Source organism: Streptomyces sp. NPDC127097, from assembly GCF_042724075.1.
GTDB lineage: Bacteria > Actinomycetota > Actinomycetes > Streptomycetales > Streptomycetaceae > Streptomyces.
In genome coordinates, this window is record NZ_JBHXFI010000068.1 from 18,572 (window position 1) to 36,126 (window position 17,555).

The window sequence follows — 17,555 nt, forward strand, 5'->3', positions numbered from 1 at the left end:
TCCCCGAGTCGGACGGGCGCAAGTGTGAGCGGGTGGGTGCTTTCGGTAACCGGTCCGCGTCTCAGCTCTCCGCGAGGATGTGGGAGAGCTCGGTGTCGAGATCGAAATGCCGGTGCTCCGTACCGGGCGGTACGGCGGCATCGGTCCTTTTGAGGAACGACTCGAGAGCCCGCGCGGGCGCCTCGAGCAGGGCTTCGCCTTCCGGGGAGCTCAGGGCGATGCAGACAACACCCTGACCGTGGCTCCGGGACGGCCATACGCGGACGTCTCCGGTGCCCGTGGGCCGGTGCAGGCCCTCGGCGAGGAGGTCGCGGGCGAAAACCCACTCGACGGTCTCCTCGGCTCCGGTATGGAAGGTGGCATGCACGGCATAGGGATCGGCCGTGTCATACCGCAGGCCCGCGGGTACAGGCAGTGAGGACTCGCTCGACACAACGAGGCGCAGGTGCAGCTCGCAGCTGACCGTGGTGTTCATAAGCGCCAGGGCCTTTCGCTCAGTGTGCGCTCGGGGATTCGCACGTCGGCGAAATCGACATGCCACCTACGGTGCCGTTGTAAACCCCTCTGACGGTTTTGTGTGGCTTCAGGTACCTCTTCCGGCGGATTGCGAGATCGTCCCCGGCGGTAATTCCGGCCGAGGGTCGCGTCCGGTAAGTTGGGGAGCATGAATACGCAGAGTAACGGGGGGCTGGGAACGGTGGAGGGGGACGCCGCTCCGGCCGAGGAGCCGGCCGAGAAGCCGCTCGGTTCACGGGCGCCGCACTTCATCAAGCGCTCCCGGCCGCTGCATGTCAGCTGGCAGGTCGGAGTCTTCGTCGTCGGTCTCGCGGTCGTGGTGGCCGGCGTGATCATGCTGCCGCTGCCGGGGCCCGGCTGGCTGGTGATCTTCGGCGGTATGGCGATCTGGGCGACGGAGTTCGTCTGGGCGCAGCTGGTGCTGCGCTGGACCAAGCGCAAGGTCACCGAAGCGGCCCAGCGGGCGCTCGACCCCAAGGTGCGGCGGCGCAACATCATCCTGACCACCATCGGCGTGGTGATCATCGCGGCGGCGCTCGCCGTCTACGTCTGGAAGTTCGGCCTGGCGATGCCGTGGAACGTCTCCGAGTGACCGAGGCGTGGTCAGAAGTGCCCGCCGACGTGCGGTAATGTTGGCGGTGCGCCCGGGCGATTAGCTCAGTGGGAGAGCGCTTCGTTCACACCGAAGAGGTCACTGGTTCGAACCCAGTATCGCCCACCCCGGACGAGGGCCCGGAGACATCAAGTCTCCGGGCCCTCGCAGTTGTTGGGCGGGCGCCTCGCCAGGGGGCGCACACTGGGATCATGCCCGACTGGTCCCGCCGACTGCACCGCTACCGCTTCCGCAGCGTATGGCTGCTCAACGCCTCGCCGACCGTCGTCTACGCCGTCCTCGAACGCGCCGAGGCGTATCCGCAGTGGTGGCCGCAGGTCCGCGAGGTGACCCCGCTCGACGACCGCACCGGCACCGCCCGGTTCCGCTCCCTGCTGCCGTACGACCTGACGGTGGTGGCGAGCGAGCGCGTACGGGACCCGGGCGCGGGGGTGCTGGAGATGACGATGCGCGGGGATCTGGCGGGCTGGGCGCGCTGGACGGTGGTGCCCGGGGCCGGTGGCACCCGTGCCGTCTTCGAGCAGGACGTCGAGGTCCGCAAGCCGCTGCTGCGGCGGTTCGCGCTGCCGGGGCGGCCGCTCTTCCTCGCCAATCACGCGCTGATGATGCGGGCCGGGCGGCGCGGGCTGGCGGCCTGGCTGGCCCGCGGATGAGGTGCGCCGGCCGCCCGGCCGCGGCGGCCCGGGACCGCCGGGGAACAGGAATTTGATGGAAGCCCCGGGCGGCCTGTATTGTTCTGCTCGTTCGCGAGGGAAACCTCGCCGACACCCGGGCGATTAGCTCAGTGGGAGAGCGCTTCGTTCACACCGAAGAGGTCACTGGTTCGAACCCAGTATCGCCCACCGGGATCAAGAACCGGGCCGCCAAAAAGCGGCCCGGTTCTTTTTGTTGGAAGTGGTCCCCGCGGGAATTCCACCCGGCGCCTTTGCCGCCCTGCGGAATTCCTGAGGGGGGATCAGGCCGCCGCCGGGAGTTCGGGACGCAGCGGCCAGTGCGGATCGACGACTTCCGGATTGCCGCTGCGGGCGAACCACGCCTGAAGCCCGCGGGCCTGGGCCGCGTACCAGACGGCCTGGCGGGTGTGCAGCTCCGCCGGGTGCAGCCCCTCCAGGCGCTCGGCGAAGCGATGCCCCAGGGCCCGGACGACACGCAGCGCGGCGAGCGCGTCGGCGGCCGCCTCATGGGCGTCGGTCAGCTCGACCTCGTAGTGCGCACACAGATCGGTGAGCGTACGGCGGCCCTTGCGATAGCGGTCCAGGTGCTTGTCGAGGACGTGGGGGTCCAGAACGCAGAGCGGGTGGCCCCCCAGATAGGTGTTCAGCGAGCTGGCGCGGTGCCGCTTCAACTCGCGCTCCAGGAGGGTGAGATCGAACGGGGCGTTCATCACGACCAGCGGCCGGCCGGCCACCGACTGGGCGGCCAGGGCGCGCGCGACCTCCTCCAGGACCGGCGCGGGCCAGCGGCCGTGCAGCGCGAGATGGTCGGCCGTCAGGCCGTGCACCGCCGTCGCGGCGTCCGGTATCTCGACGCCCGGGTTGATCAGCCAGCGGGTGATCCGGGGCGCGGAGCGCGGTGTCTCCTGGACCACCAGGGCCGCGGAGACGATGCGATCGCGCTCGACGTCGATCCCGGTGGTCTCGGTGTCGAAGGCGGCAAGTGGACCGTCATACCAGCACGGCATCATCCCAACTCCTCGCGCTCGTACGGGGAATGACACGTACGCCATCCGAGCTGGTGATACCCGAGCCGCCGGGGGCTCGAACCGTCTTTGTTTGCGGACCACTTGACGCGGAGACAACCAGAGGGACGGGCCGACGCGCTCCGCCTTCTCCCCGTCATCCACCCGCATCGATCGGCACAGCCCGGAAGGCCACTCCGCGATGACGCTCGCGCAGCCCGAACCGGGCGGGCTGCTGCCTCAGCGGACCACACCGCAGCGCGGCGGACTCGCCACCACCGCCTGCATGGAGACCCTTCAGGTGGGCTATCTCCATGCGGTCGCCGCCGCCTCCGGATGCTCGCTGGCGCAGCCCTTCCCGGACAACGGAATCGACTGGCACGTCAGCCATGGCGCGCCCGGCCACACCGTCGACGACGAGGTCACCATCAAGGTGCAGCTCAAGTGCACCTACCAGACCGCCCCGCGCCCGCCGGGGCCGACGTTCGCCTTCACGCTCGACAACGACCACCTGGTGAAGCTGGCCCGTACGCCCGTCACGGTGCACAAGATCCTGGTCGTGATGCTGGTCCCGCGGACCCAGGAGGACTGGCTGCGGGCCGGCCACGACCGTCTCGAACTGCGGCACTGCTGCTACTGGATCAACCTGGCCGGTCATCCGGTGACCGGCCGGCGCAGGACCACTGTGCGGATCCCCACCGCGCGGATCTTCGACGACCGAGCGCTCTGCGAGATCATGACGCGCGTCGGGGCGGGAGGGAGACCCTGATGTACCGGCCGACCGACGAATACGACGCACGGCTGCTGGATCCCGCGCGGCTCGACCCGGCGGTGCTCGGCGCGCTGCTGGCCCGGCACGGCTGGCGGCGCCGGGGCGGGGCCGCCGGCCACTACGCCCGGTGGACTCCGCCCGGCGGCGCGGCCGGCACCAGCCTGCTGGTCCCGCACGACCGCCGCTTCCCCGACAGCGGAGAACTCCTCGCGGAGGCGCTGGCGGCGCTGGCGCGGAGCGCCGCGCCCTCCGCCCGGGAGGTGCTGATGGGGCTGGCGGTGCCCAGTGACGAGGTCCGCTGGGAGCGCGAGGTCCCCGACGGCGGCTCGGGGGCCGCGCACTGGGTGGCGCAGGAGCAGCTGCGCGGGGCGGCCCGTTCGATGCTGCTTGCCGGGGCGCTGGGGACGTACGGCCGGGCCGGCTACTACGGCGCCCGGCACAAACGGCAGGCCGAGGGGTTCCTGAGCCAGGTGCTGGTCGGTCCGGCGGCGGCCGGGCGCCGGGTGACCGCGTTCGTGCCGGTGTCCGGCGGCCGCCGGGCGGTCGCCGGGCTCCAGCGGGCGCTGCACGCGGTCCGCGACGCCACCGACTACCAGCGGGCCACCGGCGGTATGGAGGCTTTCGACGCGGCCGTCGAGCTGGGGGTCTGCCATGAGCTGGCCCAGGCGCTGATCGCGCTGGTGCGGGACGCGGAGGGGGCGCGGATCGCGGTCGAGTGGTCGCCGGCGGCCGGTGCCCCGGCCGGCTGCCCGGCCCGCCCCGAGCCGGTGGAGTTCTCGCCCGGCGATCTGCCCGCGCTCCAGCAGGCCGCCCAGCGCTATGTCCGCGATGAGCCGTCGCTGCCGGTCCGGGTGACGGGTGCGGTGGTGCGGCTGCGCAGGGAGCGGCCGGGCGGTCCCGGCACGGTGCGGCTGCGGGTGATCAGCGGGGCCGATGTGCTCCAGGTACGGGTCGCGCTGGGGGAGGAGGACTACCGGATCGCCGGGCATGCGCACCTGGTGGGACTACCGGTGCGGGTGAGCGGGCGGCTGGAGAGCCGCGGCGGCTTCCGGCGGATCACCGGCGGCCGCGATGTCACGCCCGTACAGGTCGACGAGGCGGAGCGGGACCGGCTGCTGAAGTCGCTCCAGGAGAATCTCGACTTCTTCGAGGAGGCGTGCGGCGCGGAGGAATGACACCGTGCGAGCCGGGGGTGGTGAAACCGTTTCGCGGTCGGGTCCGCGGGCTCGGTACGATTCGGCTGCGCAGCAATCGCTGCCGTGAAGAGACAGTAGTCAGGAGAGACCGGTGTCAGACGTCCGTGTGACCATCCAGCGCGATTCCGAGCGGGAAGAACGCGTGGTGACCACGGGCACTACGGCCGCCGACCTCTTCCAGGGCGAGCGCAGCATCGTCGCCGCGCGGGTGGCCGGGGAGCTGAAGGACCTGGCGTACGAGGTCGCCGACGGTGACGCGGTCGAGCCCGTCGAGATCACCTCCGAGGACGGTCTGAACATCCTGCGGCACTCCACCGCGCATGTGATGGCGCAGGCCGTGCAGGAGCTGTTCCCGGAGGCGAAGCTCGGCATCGGCCCGCCCATCAAGGACGGCTTCTACTACGACTTCGACGTCGAGACCCCGTTCCACCCGGACGATCTCAAGCGCATCGAGAAGAAGATGCAGGAGATCCAGAAGCGCGGCCAGAAGTTCGCGCGCCGTGCGGTCAGCGATGACGCCGCCCGCGAGGAGCTGGCCGACGAGCCGTACAAGCTCGAACTGATCGGGCTCAAGGGCTCCGCCGCGGACGCCGCCGAGGGTGCCTCCGCCGAGGTCGGCGCCGGCGAGCTGACCATCTACGACAACCTCGACGCCAAGACCGGCGAGCTGTGCTGGAAGGACCTGTGCCGCGGTCCGCACCTGCCCAGCACCCGCGCGATCCCGGCGTTCAAGCTGATGCGCTCGGCCGCCGCGTACTGGCGCGGCAGCGAGAAGAACAAGCAGCTCCAGCGGATCTACGGCACCGCCTGGCCGACCAAGGACGAGCTCAAGGCGCATCTGGAGTTCCTCGTCGAGGCCGAGAAGCGCGATCACCGCAAGCTGGGCGCGGAGCTCGATCTGTTCTCCGTTCCCGAGGACATCGGCTCGGGGCTGGCGGTCTTCCACCCCAGGGGCGGCATCATCCGCCGGGTCATGGAGGACTACTCCCGCCGGCGCCACGAGGAGTCGGGGTACGAGTTCGTCTACACCCCGCACGCCACCAAGGGGAAGCTGTTCGAGAAGTCGGGCCACCTGGACTGGTACGCCGACGGCATGTACCCGCCCATGCAGCTCGACGAGGGCATTGACTACTACCTCAAGCCCATGAACTGCCCCATGCACAACCTGATCTTCGATGCGCGCGGCCGCTCGTACCGTGAACTGCCGCTGCGCCTCTTCGAGTTCGGGACCGTCTACCGCTACGAGAAGTCGGGTGTGGTGCACGGGCTGACCCGCGCCCGCGGCTTCACCCAGGACGACGCGCACATCTACTGCACCCGCGAGCAGATGGCGGACGAGCTGGACGCCACCCTCACCTTCGTCCTCGACCTGCTGCGCGACTACGGTCTGACCGACTTCTACCTGGAGCTGTCCACCAAGGACCCGGAGAAGTTCGTCGGCTCGGACGAGACCTGGGAGGAGGCCACCGAGGTACTGCGGAAGGTGGCCGAGAAGCAGGGCCTGCCGCTGGTCCCGGACCCGGGCGGCGCCGCGTTCTACGGGCCCAAGATCTCCGTGCAGACCAAGGACGCCATCGGCCGTACCTGGCAGATGTCGACCATCCAGCTGGACTTCAACCTGCCGGAGCGGTTCGACCTGGAGTACACCTCGGCCGACGGCTCCAAGCAGCGCCCCGTCATGATCCACCGCGCGCTGTTCGGCTCCATCGAGCGGTTCTTCGCGGTGCTGCTGGAGCACTACGCGGGTGCGTTCCCGGCCTGGCTGGCGCCGGTCCAGGCGACCTGCATCCCGATCGGTGACGCGCATGTCCCCTACCTCCAGGAGTTCGCCGCCCAGGCGAAGACCAAGGGGCTGCGGATCGACGTGGACTCCTCGTCGGACCGGATGCAGAAGAAGATCAGGAACGCCCAGAAGAGCAAGGTCCCGTTCATGATCATCGCCGGTGACGAGGATGTCGCGCATGGCGCGGTGTCCTTCCGCTACCGCGACGGTTCGCAGAAGAACGGCATTCCGCGCGAGGAGGCGATCGCCGAGCTCCTCGACGTCGTGGAGCGCCGCGTCCAGGTGTGACCGCCTGAGCGGCCGGCCCCGGAGAGCGAGCGGCTCTCCGGGGCCGCGTCATGTCTCGCTCTCCTGCCGGAAGCGACGCATCAGATAGGCGGAGAAGGAGCCCACCACCGCTCCCACCAGGGCCACTCCGACGAACATCAGCCCCACCGCGATCACCCGGCCGCGTGGGGTGACCGGGGTGGCGTCGCCGTACCCCGTCGTCGTCAGCGTGGAGGCGGCCCACCACACCGCGTCACCGAAGGTGCGGATGTTCGCGTGCGGGGCGGACCGCTCGTCGTGGTAGACCGTCAGGCTGGCGGCGTAGCCCAGCAGCAGCGCGGCGAGCCCGGAGTACGTCATCACCCGCGCCTCCAGGGTGAGCCCGGGCCCGGCCCGGCGCAGCTGCATCCGCTCATGCAGATCGATCATGCGCAGCGGTCGCAGCAGCGGCAGCACGGTCACCATCAGGTCCAGCCAGCGGGTGCGCACGAAGTGCCAGCGGTTCCTGCTGAACGCCAGCCGCGCCAGGTACTCCGCCACGAAAACACCCCAGCTCACGACCGTGAGGGTCCCCCAGAAGACGTACCAACCGGGAGAGAGACCGGGGATCAGGACCCGTACCGTGTAGGAGGTGAGAAAGAGGATCGAGGCGATGAAGAGATACGGCTGTGCGCGCCTCTCCCACTCCTGTAGCCGCGCGTCCCTGTCCACCGGCACAGCATCGCGGAGCGGGCCAGGGTATCCGCCCCAACGACACGGTGCCAACGGGCGAAGCCATATGCTGGCCCGTATGACAAGCGAGCCGGAGCAGCAGATCGGAGTCGGGACGCAGGACGCCTTCCAGCGCCTGTGGACGCCCCACCGGATGGCCTACATCCAGGGGGAGAACAAGCCGACCGGCCCGGGGGCCGATGACGGCTGCCCGTTCTGCGCGATCCCCGAGAAGTCGGACGAGGACGGCCTCGTGATCGCGCGCGGTGAGCATGTCTACGCGGTGCTGAATCTGTACCCGTACAACGGCGGTCACCTCATGATCGTCCCGTTCCGGCACGTCGCCGACTACCCGGAGCTGGACGGCCCGGAGACCGCGGAGCTGGCGGAGTTCACCAAGCGGGCGATGACCGCGCTGCGCACCGCCTCCGGGGCGCACGGCTTCAACATCGGGATGAATCAGGGCACCGTCGCCGGGGCCGGGATCGCGGCCCATCTCCACCAGCACGTGGTCCCCCGCTGGGGCGGCGACACCAACTTCATGCCGGTGGTCGGCCACACCAAGGTGCTGCCCCAACTCCTTGCCGACACCCGGGCGATGCTCGCGCGCGCCTGGCCCGCCTAGAGCCCGTCCGGTCCGCTCCGGGGCGGGCCTCCGGGGCGACACGCACCCGGACGAATCGGATAGATCGCCCCAATTCGGATTAGTTGCCCCTCTAATGGGGTGGTGACTTCCCTAGATCGCCGCTCCGTGCTGCGCGCGGCCGCCTCGGCCGCGGCCGCCGGCGCGCTGGTGACGGGCTGCGACCCGGCGCGGGACGAGGACCCCGGAGCCGTCCGGTCCCCCGGCGGACCGGGCCCCTCCGGGGCGGGCCACGCCTCGCCCGCCCCGGTGCGCGCCGCCCGGCCGCCGACCCGGGTGCCCGGCCTGCCCGTACAGATCGAACACGGGCCGCGGAACGGCCGGGCGGTCGCACTGACCTTTCACGGCAGGGGCGACCCCAGGATGGCGACCGCGCTGCTCGGCGAGGCCGAGCGGGCCGGCGCCAGGGTCACCGTGCTCGCCGTCGGCGACTGGCTCGACGAGCAGCCCGCGATGGCCCGCCGGATCCTCGACGGCGGCCATGAGCTGGGCAATCACACGCTGCACCACCGGAACATCTGCGCCCTGCCGGCCACCGCGGCCTACGCCGAGATCAGCGGCTGCGCCGACCGGCTGCGCAAGCTCACCGGGACCATCGGCAGCTGGTTCCGCCCCTCGCAGACCCGGCGGGCCACGCCCCTGGTGACCGAGCTGGCCCGCAAGGCCGGCTATCCGCACGTCCTCTCCTACGACGTGGACTCCCTCGACGCGAACGACCCCGGTGCCGCCGCCGTCCAGCGCACGGTCCTGGACGCGGTCGGGCCGGGCTCGGTCGTGAGTCTCCACCTCGGGCACGCCGGCACGGTGGCCGCGCTGCCCCCGATCCTCGACGGCCTCCGCCGGCGCGGTCTGCGCGCGGTGACGACAACGGAGCTAGTGACCTGATGGCTGACCGGAACCGTACCCACGCCCGTCGGAGCCCGCATCCCCGCCACCGGGCCGCGCTGCTCGCCGTGGTCTGCGCGCTGGTGGCCGCGGGCTGTGGCGGCGCCGACGAGAGCGGCCGGGCCTCGCACACCCCGCGGCCGGTCGAGCGCGCACCGCTCAAGGCCGCCAAGCCCGGTCTGCCCGGGATGCCGCCGCTGCTGGACGAGCACGACATCTACGCGGCGGACCGGCCGGGCAGGCTGGCGCCGCAGGTCAAGGACTTCCCCTCGCGGATCTACGTCCCCAACACCGGCTCCGACACGGTCAGCGTCATCGACCCGAAGACCTACAAGGTCATCGAGACCATTCCGGTCGGCGTCCAGCCGCAGCATGTCGTGCCGTCCTGGGACCTGAAGACGCTCTGGGTCAACAACAACCGGGGGCACGACCTCACCCCGATCGACCCCGCCACCGGCAAGGCCGGCGACCCCGTCAAGGTCCACGACCCGTACAACCTCTACTTCACGCCCAACGGGAAGTACGCGGTCGTGATGGCCTCCATGGACCGGCAGTTGGTCTTCCGCGACCCGCACACCATGGAGGTCCGCAAGACGCTCCCGGTCAACTGCGCCGGCGTCAACCACGCCGACTTCTCGCCGGACGGCAAGTACTTCATCGTCTCCTGTGAGTTCTCCGGTGAGCTGCTCAAGGTCGACACCGCGAAGATGAAGGTCATCGGCCAGGAGAAGCTGCCGTTCGAGGGCGCGATGCCGCAGGACGTGAAGATCTCCCCGGACGGCAGGACCTGGTACGTTGCCGACATGATGGCCGACGGCATCTGGGTCCTGAACGGTGACACCTTCGGCCGGCCCCGGCTCATGGCGACCGGCAAGGGCGCCCACGGCCTCTACGTCAGCCGCGACTCGAAGCACATGTACGTCTCCAACCGCGGCGAGGGCTCCATCTCCCTGCTGGACTTCCGGACCGGCAAGCTCGTCGACAAGTGGCACATCCGCGGCGGCGGCAGCCCCGACATGGGCGGCCTGTCCGCCGACGGCAAGGTGCTCTGGCTGTCCGGCCGCTACAACTCCGAGGTCTATGCGCTGGATACCCGTACGGGCAAGACCCTGGCCAAGATCCCGGTCGGCCAGGGTCCGCACGGCATGGCGGTCTACCCGCAGCCGGGACGGTACTCCCTGGGGCACACCGGCATCTTCCGCTAGCGGGCGTGCCCCTGGGCTCAGGCGTTGTACTCGTCGGCCTTCTGCGGCTCCACGCCCTGGATCATGCCGCTGAGCACCAGGGAGCGGTTGGTGAAGCGCTCGGTGTCCACGCCGTTCTCCTTGAGGACGCTCATCGCGGCGGAGTGGACCGTGCGCAGCACCGGGGTCGCGGCGCGCAGCGCGTCATCGGCCATGAAGCGGTGCCGCCAGGGCTTGTCGGCCCAGACGTGCCGCAGGCCGAACGGCTCGGGCAGGGTCAGCTTGCCGCCGAGGAAGTCCAGCACCGGCGGGAACCACGTCAGCGGGGCGCGGGCGGCGAGCCGGACCACTTCCTGCGGCTCGATGAGCGGCAGCTGCTGGGTCTTGGTCTCCCAGAACTTGACGACCTTGGCGACGTCCTTGGTCTTGGGCTCCGGCTTCGTCGTGAAGAGGCCGTTGACCGGGCCGAGGGCATGGCCGGTCACCTCGATGCGCAGGGTCTCGTGGAGCACCGTGACGGTGATCATGAGGGTGATCACCAACTGGCCGTCCCACAGGACGAACTGGACGCCGAGGTAGTGGCGGTTGCCGCTGCCGAACTGCTGCTCGTTGCAGATCCGCTCTATCTCGTGCCCGCGGATCTGGAACGCCTCCACATGGCTGCCCTCGGGGCGGGAGACCGCGGCGGCCTTCTCACCGACCGGCGAGACGATCCAGTGGCGTACGGACGGCGTGGGGAAGCCGCCGGTGTGCAGCGGGCTGCGCTCCAGCAGCCGCAGCTTGTCGTGGATCGCCCGGATCACGTCCCAGCTGCGGAACGGGTGGATCTCGCTGCCCTCGTGCGCCGGGATCAGCTCCTCGGCGAGCTGCCAGCTGCCCCAGCGGGTGCCCATGCCGAGTATCCCCTTGGGACCGGCGTAGAAGACGACGTTGCTGTTCTGCTCGGCGGAGATTTTGGCGAGATTTTGGCGGAGGGTCTCGGCGGCGGTCTGGTTCGGGTCCTGCGGGACCGCCTCGGGGATCTTCGCGGCCACCCCGCCGCCCTCCAGCAGCCCCTTCCAGGACTCCCGCATGGCCACCGCGGTCTTCTCACAGATCTGCTTGGCCAGCCACCAGCCGATCACCGGGGCGACGACCGCGCCGCGGGCGTACAGCGGCCAGAAGCCGTTGAACGGCAGCTTGATCATGAAGAACACGCCGAGGACGCCCAGCACCGTCAGCAGCACCCCGCCGATCAGGGACAGGCCCTTGCCCGCACCGTCCTTGGAGAGCATCTTCCGCAGCTGGAAGACGCCCAGCCACAGCAGCACACCGGGCAGGAACAGCACCCCGAACAGCACCATCAGCAGCGTCAGCTTGGCGTCCCGCTGCTTGCGGATACGGGTCGCGGACAGGCAGTGCTCGACGATGGTCTGCGGCTCGGTCCCGAAGGACTGGATGAGCGCGGCCCGCCCGCCGCCGAGCATCCGCACCTGCACCGCACGCGCGAACGCCTCGCCGAGATTGGGCGCGAACAGCGACAGCTTGGGCTTCTTGATGGCGGACTTGCCGGAATCCGAGTCGGCCTTGGAGATATCGGCGAGCGGGCTGTCCCGATAGGCGGCCGAGGCCAGCGCCTGGGTCGCCGCCGTCTGCCCGGCGCTCCCCGACAGCGGGACCTGCGCCCCGGGACTGAAGTCAAAGCCGTCTGCCACTACCGCCCCCCACACCGCACGCATCGCATGATGCGGCTCTTCCCGACTTCCGCTGACGGCACACCTGCTGAGAGCCTGTCTTCGAGCCCGTGACCTCGCATCCTGGCGTCGAACCCCGTTCAACGGCAGGGCCTCAGCGTACAGCCGCCGTCCCGCCCAGAGGAGTTGAGCAGGACAGCGGCCGCTCCAACGGTTGATCGGCCGTCAACTATGCGCCGTTCTCCGCCTCTTCCCGCCACTTGTCGGCCAGCTGCGGCGGCATCGGCTCATGTCGCAGGTGGACGCGGGAGAACCGCCCGGTGCCGTGCGAGAGGGAGCGCAGATCGATGGCGTACCGGTCGATCTCGATCTCGGGCACCTCGGCGCGCACCACGGTGCGTCCCGCCCCTGACTGTTCGGTGCCCACGACCCGGCCGCGGCGCCCCGACAGATCGCTCATCACCTGGCCGACGAAATCGTCCGGAACCATCACGCTCACCTCGGACACCGGTTCGAGGAGTTCGATCCGGACCTCGCCGGCGGCCTCCCGCAGCGCCAGCGCGCCCGCCGTCTGGAACGCGGCGTCCGAGGAGTCGACCGAGTGCGCCTTGCCGTCCAGCAGCGTGACGCGGATGTCGACGAGCGGATGCCCGGCGGCGACCCCGCGTGCGGCCTGGGTGCGGACGCCCTTCTCCACGGACGGGATGAACTGCCGGGGCACCGCGCCGCCCACGACCTTGTCCACGAACTCGATGCCGGAGCCGCCGGGCAGCGGTTCGACCTCGATCTCGCAGATCGCGAACTGGCCGTGGCCGCCGGACTGCTTCACATGGCGCCCGCGGCCCGCGGCGGGGGCGCCGAAGGTCTCCCGCAGCGACACCTTGTGCGCGACCGTGTCCACCTGGACGCCGTAGCGGGCCCGCAGCCGCTCCAGGGCGACATCGACATGCGCCTCGCCCAGACACCACAGCACCACCTGATGGGTGTCCTGGTTGTGCTCCAGACGCATCGTCGGGTCCTCGGCGACCAGCCGGGCCAGGCCCTGGGAGAGCTTGTCCTCGTCGGCCTTGCTGTGGGCCTGGATGGCGACCGGCAGCAGCGGGTCCGGCATCGTCCAGGGCTCCATCAGGAGCGGGTCGTCCTTACTGGACAGGGTGTCCCCGGTCTCGGCCCGGGACAGTTTCGCCACACAGGCCAGATCCCCGGCGATCGCCTTGGACAGCGGGCGCTGCTGCTTGCCGAACGGGGTGGACAGCGCGCCGACCCGCTCGTCGACGTCATGGTCCTCGTGCCCCCGGTCCTGTAGGCCGTGGCCCGAGACATGCACCGTCTCGTCCGGGCGCAGGGTGCCCGAGAAGAGGCGGACGAGCGAGATCCGCCCGACGTACGGGTCGGAGGAGGTCTTGACCACCTCGGCCGCGAGCGGTCCGTCGGGGTCGCAGCTCAGCGCCGGGCGCGGGGCGCCGTCCGGGGTGGTGACGGCCGGCGCCTCGCGCTCCACGGGCGTCGGGAAGCCACCGGTGATCAGCTCCAGCAACTCCACGGTGCCCAGCCCCTGCTTGGCGCCCTCGGCGGCCGGGGCCGCGGCCAGCACGGGGTGGAAGGTGCCCCGGGCGACCGCCGTCTCCAGGTCCCCGATGAGCGTCTTGACGTCGATCTCCTCGCCGCTGAGGTAACGGTCCATCAGGGACTCGTCTTCGCTCTCGGCGATGATGCCCTCGATCAGGCGGTTGCGGGCCGCTTCGATCAGCGGCAGCTCGTCCGCCGTCGGTGCGCGTTCGGTGCGCTCGCCGGAGGAGTAGTCGAACACCCGCTGGGAGAGCAGGCCGATCAGGCCGTGCACGGGGGCGTGGCCATCGGCGCCCGGCGTCCCGTACAGCGGGAGGTAGAGGGGGAGGACGGCGTCCGGGTCCTCGCCGCCGAGGGTGGAGCGGCAGCGCTCGGTCATCTCGTCGAAGTCGGCCCGGGACGCCTCCAGGTGTGTGATGACCAGCGCGCGCGGCATTCCGACGGCCGCGCACTCGTCCCAGACCATACGGGTCGCGCCGGCCACGCCATCGGCCGCCGAGACAACGAAAAGGGCCGCGTCCGCGGCGCGCAGACCGGCCCTGAGTTCCCCGACGAAATCGGCGTATCCGGGGGTGTCCAAGATATTGATCTTGACTTCTCCCCAGTCCACCGGGACCAGGGAGAGCTGTACCGAGCGTTGCTGCCGGTGTTCGATGTCGTCGTAGTCGGAGAGGCAGCCGCCGTCCTCGACCCGGCCCGCCCTGTTGACCGCGCCGGATGCCAGCGCGAGGGCCTCGACCAGGGTGGTTTTTCCCGAGCCGCTGTGGCCGACCAGCACCACATTGCGCAGGGCCGTGGGCTGGTCGGCCGTTGATGCCCTGCCGGCGGCTCCCGGGTGTGTACTCGACTTCTCGCTCATGTGTCTCGCCTCCAGGTCGACACTTTGCGGTGATTCGAGCTTTCCACTGGGGCCATGCCGCGTCCATACGTGGCGCACGGGCCCGGTGCTCCCAAGGGGTCCGGGCGCCCCGGCGGACCTGCGGGCGCGTCCACCGGCGCGCACCGGTGGCCCCGAGCCGCGGGACGCACCCCGCGCCGCGATGCGTTCGTGGTGCCCCCTGACCTCCTGGCTACGATGGGCCCGCCGGTGGCCGCTAGACCGCACGGCCCGTATCGACTCCCGGGAAGGCCATGCTGAACAAGTACGCGCGTGCGTTCTTCACGCGTGTTCTCACGCCGTTCGCCGCCCTGCTCATCCGGATCGGCGTCAGCCCGGACGCGGTCACTCTGGTCGGCACCGGCGGCGTGGTGGCCGGCGCCCTGATCTTCTACCCGCTCGGCGAGTTCTTCTGGGGCACGATCGTCATCACCCTGTTCGTCTTCTCGGACCTCGTCGACGGCAACATGGCGCGGCAGCTGGGCCGCTCCAGCCGCTGGGGGGCCTTCCTGGACTCCACCCTCGACCGGGTCGCCGACTCGGCGATCTTCGGCGGGCTCGCCCTCTGGTACGCGGGCCGGGGCGACAGCCTGGTGCTCTGCGGGATGGCGATCTTCTGCCTCGCCAGCGGCCAGGTGGTCTCCTACACCAAGGCCCGCGGGGAGGCCATCGGGCTGCCGGTGGACGTCAACGGCCTGGTGGAGCGCGCCGAGCGGCTGGTCATCACGCTGGTCGCCTGCGGCCTGTCGGGCCTGCACGCCTTCGGGGTGCCCGGCGTCGAGATCCTGCTGCCGATCGCCCTGTGGATCGTCGGCATCGGCAGCGCCGTCACCCTGGGCCAGCGCGTGGTGACGGTACGACGGGAGTCGGCGGAGGCCGACGCCATGGCACAAGGGGGGAACAGCGCATGAGCCCGCGCAGGAACGGCCGGCCGGTGATCGATACGGAGAAGCTGGCGGAGGCGCTCTACGCGCTGGGCTGGAGCACCGTCAAGAAACTGCCCGAGGGCGTGGCCGTACGCCTCGGCCGCCGGATCGCCGACACCGCCTGGAAGCGCCGCGGCAAGGGCGTCCGCCGCCTGGAGTCGAACCTCGCCCGGGTCGTCCCGGACGCCACACCGCAGCGGCTCGCCGAGCTCTCCCGGGCCGGGATGCGCTCGTACATGCGCTACTGGATGGAGTCCTTCCGGCTGCCGGCCTGGAGCAAGGACCGGATAAGGGCGGGTTTCACCCCCGAGGACGTGCACTATCTGGAGGACGGGCTCAAGAGCGGCCGGGGCGTCATCCTGGCGCTGCCCCACATGGGCAACTACGACCTCGCGGGCGCCTGGGTCACCACCAAGCTCGGGGTCCCCTTCACCACCGTCGCCCAGCGCCTCAAGCCGGAAACCCTCTACGACCGCTTCGTCGCCTACCGCGAGGGCCTGGGCATGGAGGTCCTGCCGCACACCGGCGGTACCGCCTTCGGCACGCTCGCCCGGCGGCTGCGGGCCGGCGGGCTGGTCTGCCTGGTCGCGGACCGTGATCTCTCCGCCTCCGGGATAGAGGTCAAGTTCTTCGGCGAGGCCACGAAGATGCCGGCCGGCCCCGCCGTGCTCGCCGTCCAGACCGGCGCCATGCTGCTGCCCGTCACCCTCTGGTACGACGACACCCCCGTCATGCGCGGCCGGGTCCACCCGGAGATCGAGGTCCCCGAGAACGGCACCCGCGCCGAGAAGGCCGCCCAGATGACCCAGGCGCTCGCCGACGCCTTCGCCTCCGGCATCGCCGACCACCCCGAGGACTGGCACATGCTCCAGCGGCTCTGGCTCGCCGACCTGGAACCGCGCGAGCAGCCCGGCGCCCCGGGCGGCACCGGGCTCTCCGGAGCCTCCGGAACGGAGTCCGTGTGAAGATCGGCATCGTCTGCCCGTACGCCTGGGACGTCCCCGGCGGCGTGCAGTTCCACATCCGGGACCTGGCCGACCACCTGATCCGCCTCGGCCACGAGGTCTCCGTCCTCGCCCCCGCGGACGACGAGACCCCCCTGCCGCCGTACGTCGTCTCGGCCGGCCGCGCCGTCCCCGTCCCGTACAACGGCTCGGTCGCCCGCCTCAACTTCGGCTTCCTCTCGGCCGCCCGGGTCCGCCGCTGGCTCCAGCACGGCGCCTTCGACGTCATCCACATCCACGAGCCGGCCTCGCCCTCGCTCGGCCTGCTCTCCTGCTGGGCGGCCCAGGGCCCGATCGTGGCGACCTTCCACACCTCCAACCCGCGCTCGCGGGCGATGATCGCCGCGTATCCGATCCTCCAGCCCGCGCTGGAGAAGATCAGCGCACGGATCGCGGTGAGCGAATACGCCCGCCGCACCCTTGTCGAACACCTCGGCGGCGATGCGGTGGTCATCCCCAACGGCGTGGACGTCGACTTCTTCGCCACCGCCGAGCCCAAGGCCGAGTGGCAGGGCCGGACGATCGGCTTCATCGGCCGGATCGACGAGCCGCGCAAGGGCCTGCCGGTCCTGATGAAGGCGCTGCCCACGATCCTCGCGGCCGTACCGGACGCGCGGCTGCTGGTCGCCGGCCGCGGCGACGAGGCGGAGGCCGTCGCGGAACTGCCCGCCGACCTGCGCTCCCGGGTCGAATTCCTCGGCATGGTCAGCGACGAGGACAAGGCCCGCCTGCTGCGCAGCGTCGACCTCTATGTCGCGCCCAACACGGGCGGCGAATCCTTCGGCATCATCCTCGTGGAGGCCATGTCCGCCGGCGCACCCGTCCTGGCCAGCGACCTCGACGCCTTCGCCCAGGTCCTGGACCAGGGTGAGGCGGGCGACCTCTTCACCAACGAGGACGCCGATGCGCTCGCCGCTGCGGCGGTACGACTTCTCGGTGACCCCGTGCGCCTCGCCGAGCTGCGGGAGCGCGGCGCTCGGCATGTACGCCGCTTCGATTGGGCGACTGTTGGCGCCGACATTCTCGCCGTCTACGAGACGGTGACCACCGGGGCGATGTCGGTAGCCACCGACGAACGGGCCGGCCCACGTAATCGCCTCTGGCCGGCCAAGGATTGACCTCCCACGTTTTCGGCTGTCCCGCCGTGGTGGTTGTTCGCCGTGGCGCCAAGCGCTGCGCTTTGCCTTCGGCCCACGTTTTCGGCCTCCCCGCCGTGGTGGTTGTTCGCCGTTGCGCCTGCGGCGGGCCGGGTGGTTGT

16 protein-coding genes and 2 tRNA genes are annotated in these 17,555 nt (G+C 70.7%); 13 read left to right on the forward strand and 5 right to left on the reverse strand.

Features of this window, described 5'->3' with window-relative positions; genetic code table 11:
- Nucleotides 1-61 precede the first annotated feature (61 nt).
- The gene (locus tag ACFWJW_RS33130; protein ID WP_003959770.1) at nt 62-475 is read right to left on the reverse strand and encodes an SsgA family sporulation/cell division regulator; all 414 of its coding nucleotides are present in this window, start codon (nt 473-475) and stop codon (nt 62-64) included.
- 189 nt (nt 476-664) lie between these two features.
- Between ACFWJW_RS33130 and ACFWJW_RS33135 the strand changes: the two genes are divergently transcribed.
- The 4 genes from ACFWJW_RS33135 to ACFWJW_RS33150 all read left to right on the forward strand — a co-directional run bounded on the left by ACFWJW_RS33135 (nt 665) and on the right by ACFWJW_RS33150 (nt 1,971).
- Nucleotides 665-1,108 carry a TIGR02611 family protein gene (locus tag ACFWJW_RS33135; protein WP_387248091.1) on the forward strand — a complete coding sequence of 148 codons (444 nt, stop codon included), beginning with the start codon at nt 665-667 and terminating at the stop codon, nt 1,106-1,108.
- A 54-nt stretch (nt 1,109-1,162) separates the two neighbouring features.
- A tRNA-Val gene (locus ACFWJW_RS33140) sits at nt 1,163-1,234 on the forward strand.
- A gap of 86 nt (nt 1,235-1,320) precedes the next feature.
- Nucleotides 1,321-1,782, forward strand: coding sequence for an SRPBCC family protein (locus tag ACFWJW_RS33145; protein WP_387248093.1), 462 nt, complete (start codon nt 1,321-1,323; stop codon nt 1,780-1,782).
- 117 nt (nt 1,783-1,899) lie between these two features.
- Nucleotides 1,900-1,971, forward strand: a tRNA-Val gene (locus ACFWJW_RS33150).
- A 113-nt stretch (nt 1,972-2,084) separates the two neighbouring features.
- Here ACFWJW_RS33150 and ACFWJW_RS33155 read toward each other — a convergent pair.
- The gene (locus ACFWJW_RS33155) at nt 2,085-2,810 is read right to left on the reverse strand and encodes an exonuclease domain-containing protein (RefSeq protein ID WP_387248095.1); all 726 of its coding nucleotides are present in this window, start codon (nt 2,808-2,810) and stop codon (nt 2,085-2,087) included.
- Between the two features lie 199 nt (nt 2,811-3,009).
- Between ACFWJW_RS33155 and ACFWJW_RS33160 the strand changes: the two genes are divergently transcribed.
- The 3 genes from ACFWJW_RS33160 to thrS all read left to right on the forward strand — a co-directional run bounded on the left by ACFWJW_RS33160 (nt 3,010) and on the right by thrS (nt 6,846).
- The gene (locus tag ACFWJW_RS33160; RefSeq protein WP_085925979.1) at nt 3,010-3,576 is read left to right on the forward strand and encodes a DUF4365 domain-containing protein; all 567 of its coding nucleotides are present in this window, start codon (nt 3,010-3,012) and stop codon (nt 3,574-3,576) included.
- Nucleotides 3,576-4,754, forward strand: a complete 1,179-nt coding sequence (locus tag ACFWJW_RS33165; RefSeq protein WP_387248097.1) for a hypothetical protein — start codon at nt 3,576-3,578, stop codon at nt 4,752-4,754. Before ACFWJW_RS33160 ends, ACFWJW_RS33165 begins: the two co-directional genes overlap by 1 nt.
- Before the next feature lie 112 nt (nt 4,755-4,866).
- A complete protein-coding gene (gene thrS / locus ACFWJW_RS33170) occupies nt 4,867-6,846 on the forward strand; it encodes a threonine--tRNA ligase (RefSeq protein WP_387248099.1) in 1,980 nt (659 codons plus the stop codon).
- 48 nt (nt 6,847-6,894) lie between these two features.
- On the opposite strand, the gene ACFWJW_RS33175 is transcribed toward thrS, so the two are convergent.
- Nucleotides 6,895-7,542: a potassium channel family protein gene (locus ACFWJW_RS33175; RefSeq protein ID WP_387248101.1), complete on the reverse strand. Its 648-nt coding sequence runs from the start codon at nt 7,540-7,542 to the stop codon at nt 6,895-6,897.
- A gap of 61 nt (nt 7,543-7,603) precedes the next feature.
- Between ACFWJW_RS33175 and ACFWJW_RS33180 the strand changes: the two genes are divergently transcribed.
- The 3 genes from ACFWJW_RS33180 to ACFWJW_RS33190 all read left to right on the forward strand — a co-directional run bounded on the left by ACFWJW_RS33180 (nt 7,604) and on the right by ACFWJW_RS33190 (nt 10,269).
- Nucleotides 7,604-8,161, forward strand: a complete 558-nt coding sequence (locus tag ACFWJW_RS33180; protein WP_387248103.1) for an HIT family protein — start codon at nt 7,604-7,606, stop codon at nt 8,159-8,161.
- Between the two features lie 102 nt (nt 8,162-8,263).
- Nucleotides 8,264-9,064, forward strand: a complete 801-nt coding sequence (locus ACFWJW_RS33185) for a polysaccharide deacetylase family protein (RefSeq protein WP_387248104.1) — start codon at nt 8,264-8,266, stop codon at nt 9,062-9,064.
- A complete protein-coding gene (locus ACFWJW_RS33190) occupies nt 9,064-10,269 on the forward strand; it encodes a YncE family protein (protein WP_387248106.1) in 1,206 nt (401 codons plus the stop codon). Before ACFWJW_RS33185 ends, ACFWJW_RS33190 begins: the two co-directional genes overlap by 1 nt.
- 17 nt (nt 10,270-10,286) lie before the next feature.
- Here the strand turns inward: ACFWJW_RS33190 and ACFWJW_RS33195 are convergent, their stop codons facing one another.
- Complete coding sequence (locus tag ACFWJW_RS33195) at nt 10,287-11,966, reverse strand: hypothetical protein (protein WP_387248108.1); 1,680 nt, start codon at nt 11,964-11,966, stop codon at nt 10,287-10,289.
- 184 nt (nt 11,967-12,150) lie between these two features.
- On the reverse strand, nt 12,151-14,349 hold the full coding sequence (locus ACFWJW_RS33200; RefSeq protein WP_387248109.1) for an elongation factor G-like protein EF-G2: 2,199 nt from the start codon (nt 14,347-14,349) through the stop codon (nt 12,151-12,153).
- 272 nt (nt 14,350-14,621) lie between these two features.
- Between ACFWJW_RS33200 and pgsA the strand changes: the two genes are divergently transcribed.
- The 3 genes from pgsA to ACFWJW_RS33215 are packed head-to-tail and all read left to right on the forward strand — an operon-like array spanning nt 14,622 to nt 17,415.
- Nucleotides 14,622-15,278 carry a phosphatidylinositol phosphate synthase gene (gene pgsA / locus ACFWJW_RS33205; RefSeq protein WP_387248111.1) on the forward strand — a complete coding sequence of 219 codons (657 nt, stop codon included), beginning with the start codon at nt 14,622-14,624 and terminating at the stop codon, nt 15,276-15,278.
- A complete protein-coding gene (locus tag ACFWJW_RS33210; protein WP_387248113.1) occupies nt 15,275-16,258 on the forward strand; it encodes a phosphatidylinositol mannoside acyltransferase in 984 nt (327 codons plus the stop codon). Before pgsA ends, ACFWJW_RS33210 begins: the two co-directional genes overlap by 4 nt.
- Entirely contained in the window at nt 16,255-17,415 is a 1,161-nt protein-coding gene (locus ACFWJW_RS33215; RefSeq protein ID WP_387248115.1) for a glycosyltransferase family 4 protein, read from the forward strand. Before ACFWJW_RS33210 ends, ACFWJW_RS33215 begins: the two co-directional genes overlap by 4 nt.
- Nucleotides 17,416-17,555: the final 140 nt, after the last annotated feature.

Bases quoted from the DNA above. Each gene is read 5' to 3' on its own strand.
- ACFWJW_RS33130 (WP_003959770.1), bottom strand. From the start codon at position 475: ATGAACACCACGGTCAGCTGCGAGCTGCACCTGCGCCTCGTTGTGTCG.
- ACFWJW_RS33135 (WP_387248091.1), top strand. From the start codon at position 665: ATGAATACGCAGAGTAACGGGGGGCTGGGAACGGTGGAGGGGGACGCC.
- ACFWJW_RS33145 (WP_387248093.1), top strand. From the start codon at position 1,321: ATGCCCGACTGGTCCCGCCGACTGCACCGCTACCGCTTCCGCAGCGTA.
- ACFWJW_RS33155 (WP_387248095.1), bottom strand. From the start codon at position 2,810: ATGCCGTGCTGGTATGACGGTCCACTTGCCGCCTTCGACACCGAGACC.
- ACFWJW_RS33160 (WP_085925979.1), top strand. From the start codon at position 3,010: ATGACGCTCGCGCAGCCCGAACCGGGCGGGCTGCTGCCTCAGCGGACC.
- ACFWJW_RS33165 (WP_387248097.1), top strand. From the start codon at position 3,576: ATGTACCGGCCGACCGACGAATACGACGCACGGCTGCTGGATCCCGCG.
- ACFWJW_RS33180 (WP_387248103.1), top strand. From the start codon at position 7,604: ATGCTGGCCCGTATGACAAGCGAGCCGGAGCAGCAGATCGGAGTCGGG.
- ACFWJW_RS33190 (WP_387248106.1), top strand. From the start codon at position 9,064: ATGGCTGACCGGAACCGTACCCACGCCCGTCGGAGCCCGCATCCCCGC.
- ACFWJW_RS33195 (WP_387248108.1), bottom strand. From the start codon at position 11,966: ATGCGTGCGGTGTGGGGGGCGGTAGTGGCAGACGGCTTTGACTTCAGT.
- ACFWJW_RS33200 (WP_387248109.1), bottom strand. From the start codon at position 14,349: ATGAGCGAGAAGTCGAGTACACACCCGGGAGCCGCCGGCAGGGCATCA.
- pgsA (WP_387248111.1), top strand. From the start codon at position 14,622: ATGCTGAACAAGTACGCGCGTGCGTTCTTCACGCGTGTTCTCACGCCG.
- ACFWJW_RS33210 (WP_387248113.1), top strand. From the start codon at position 15,275: ATGAGCCCGCGCAGGAACGGCCGGCCGGTGATCGATACGGAGAAGCTG.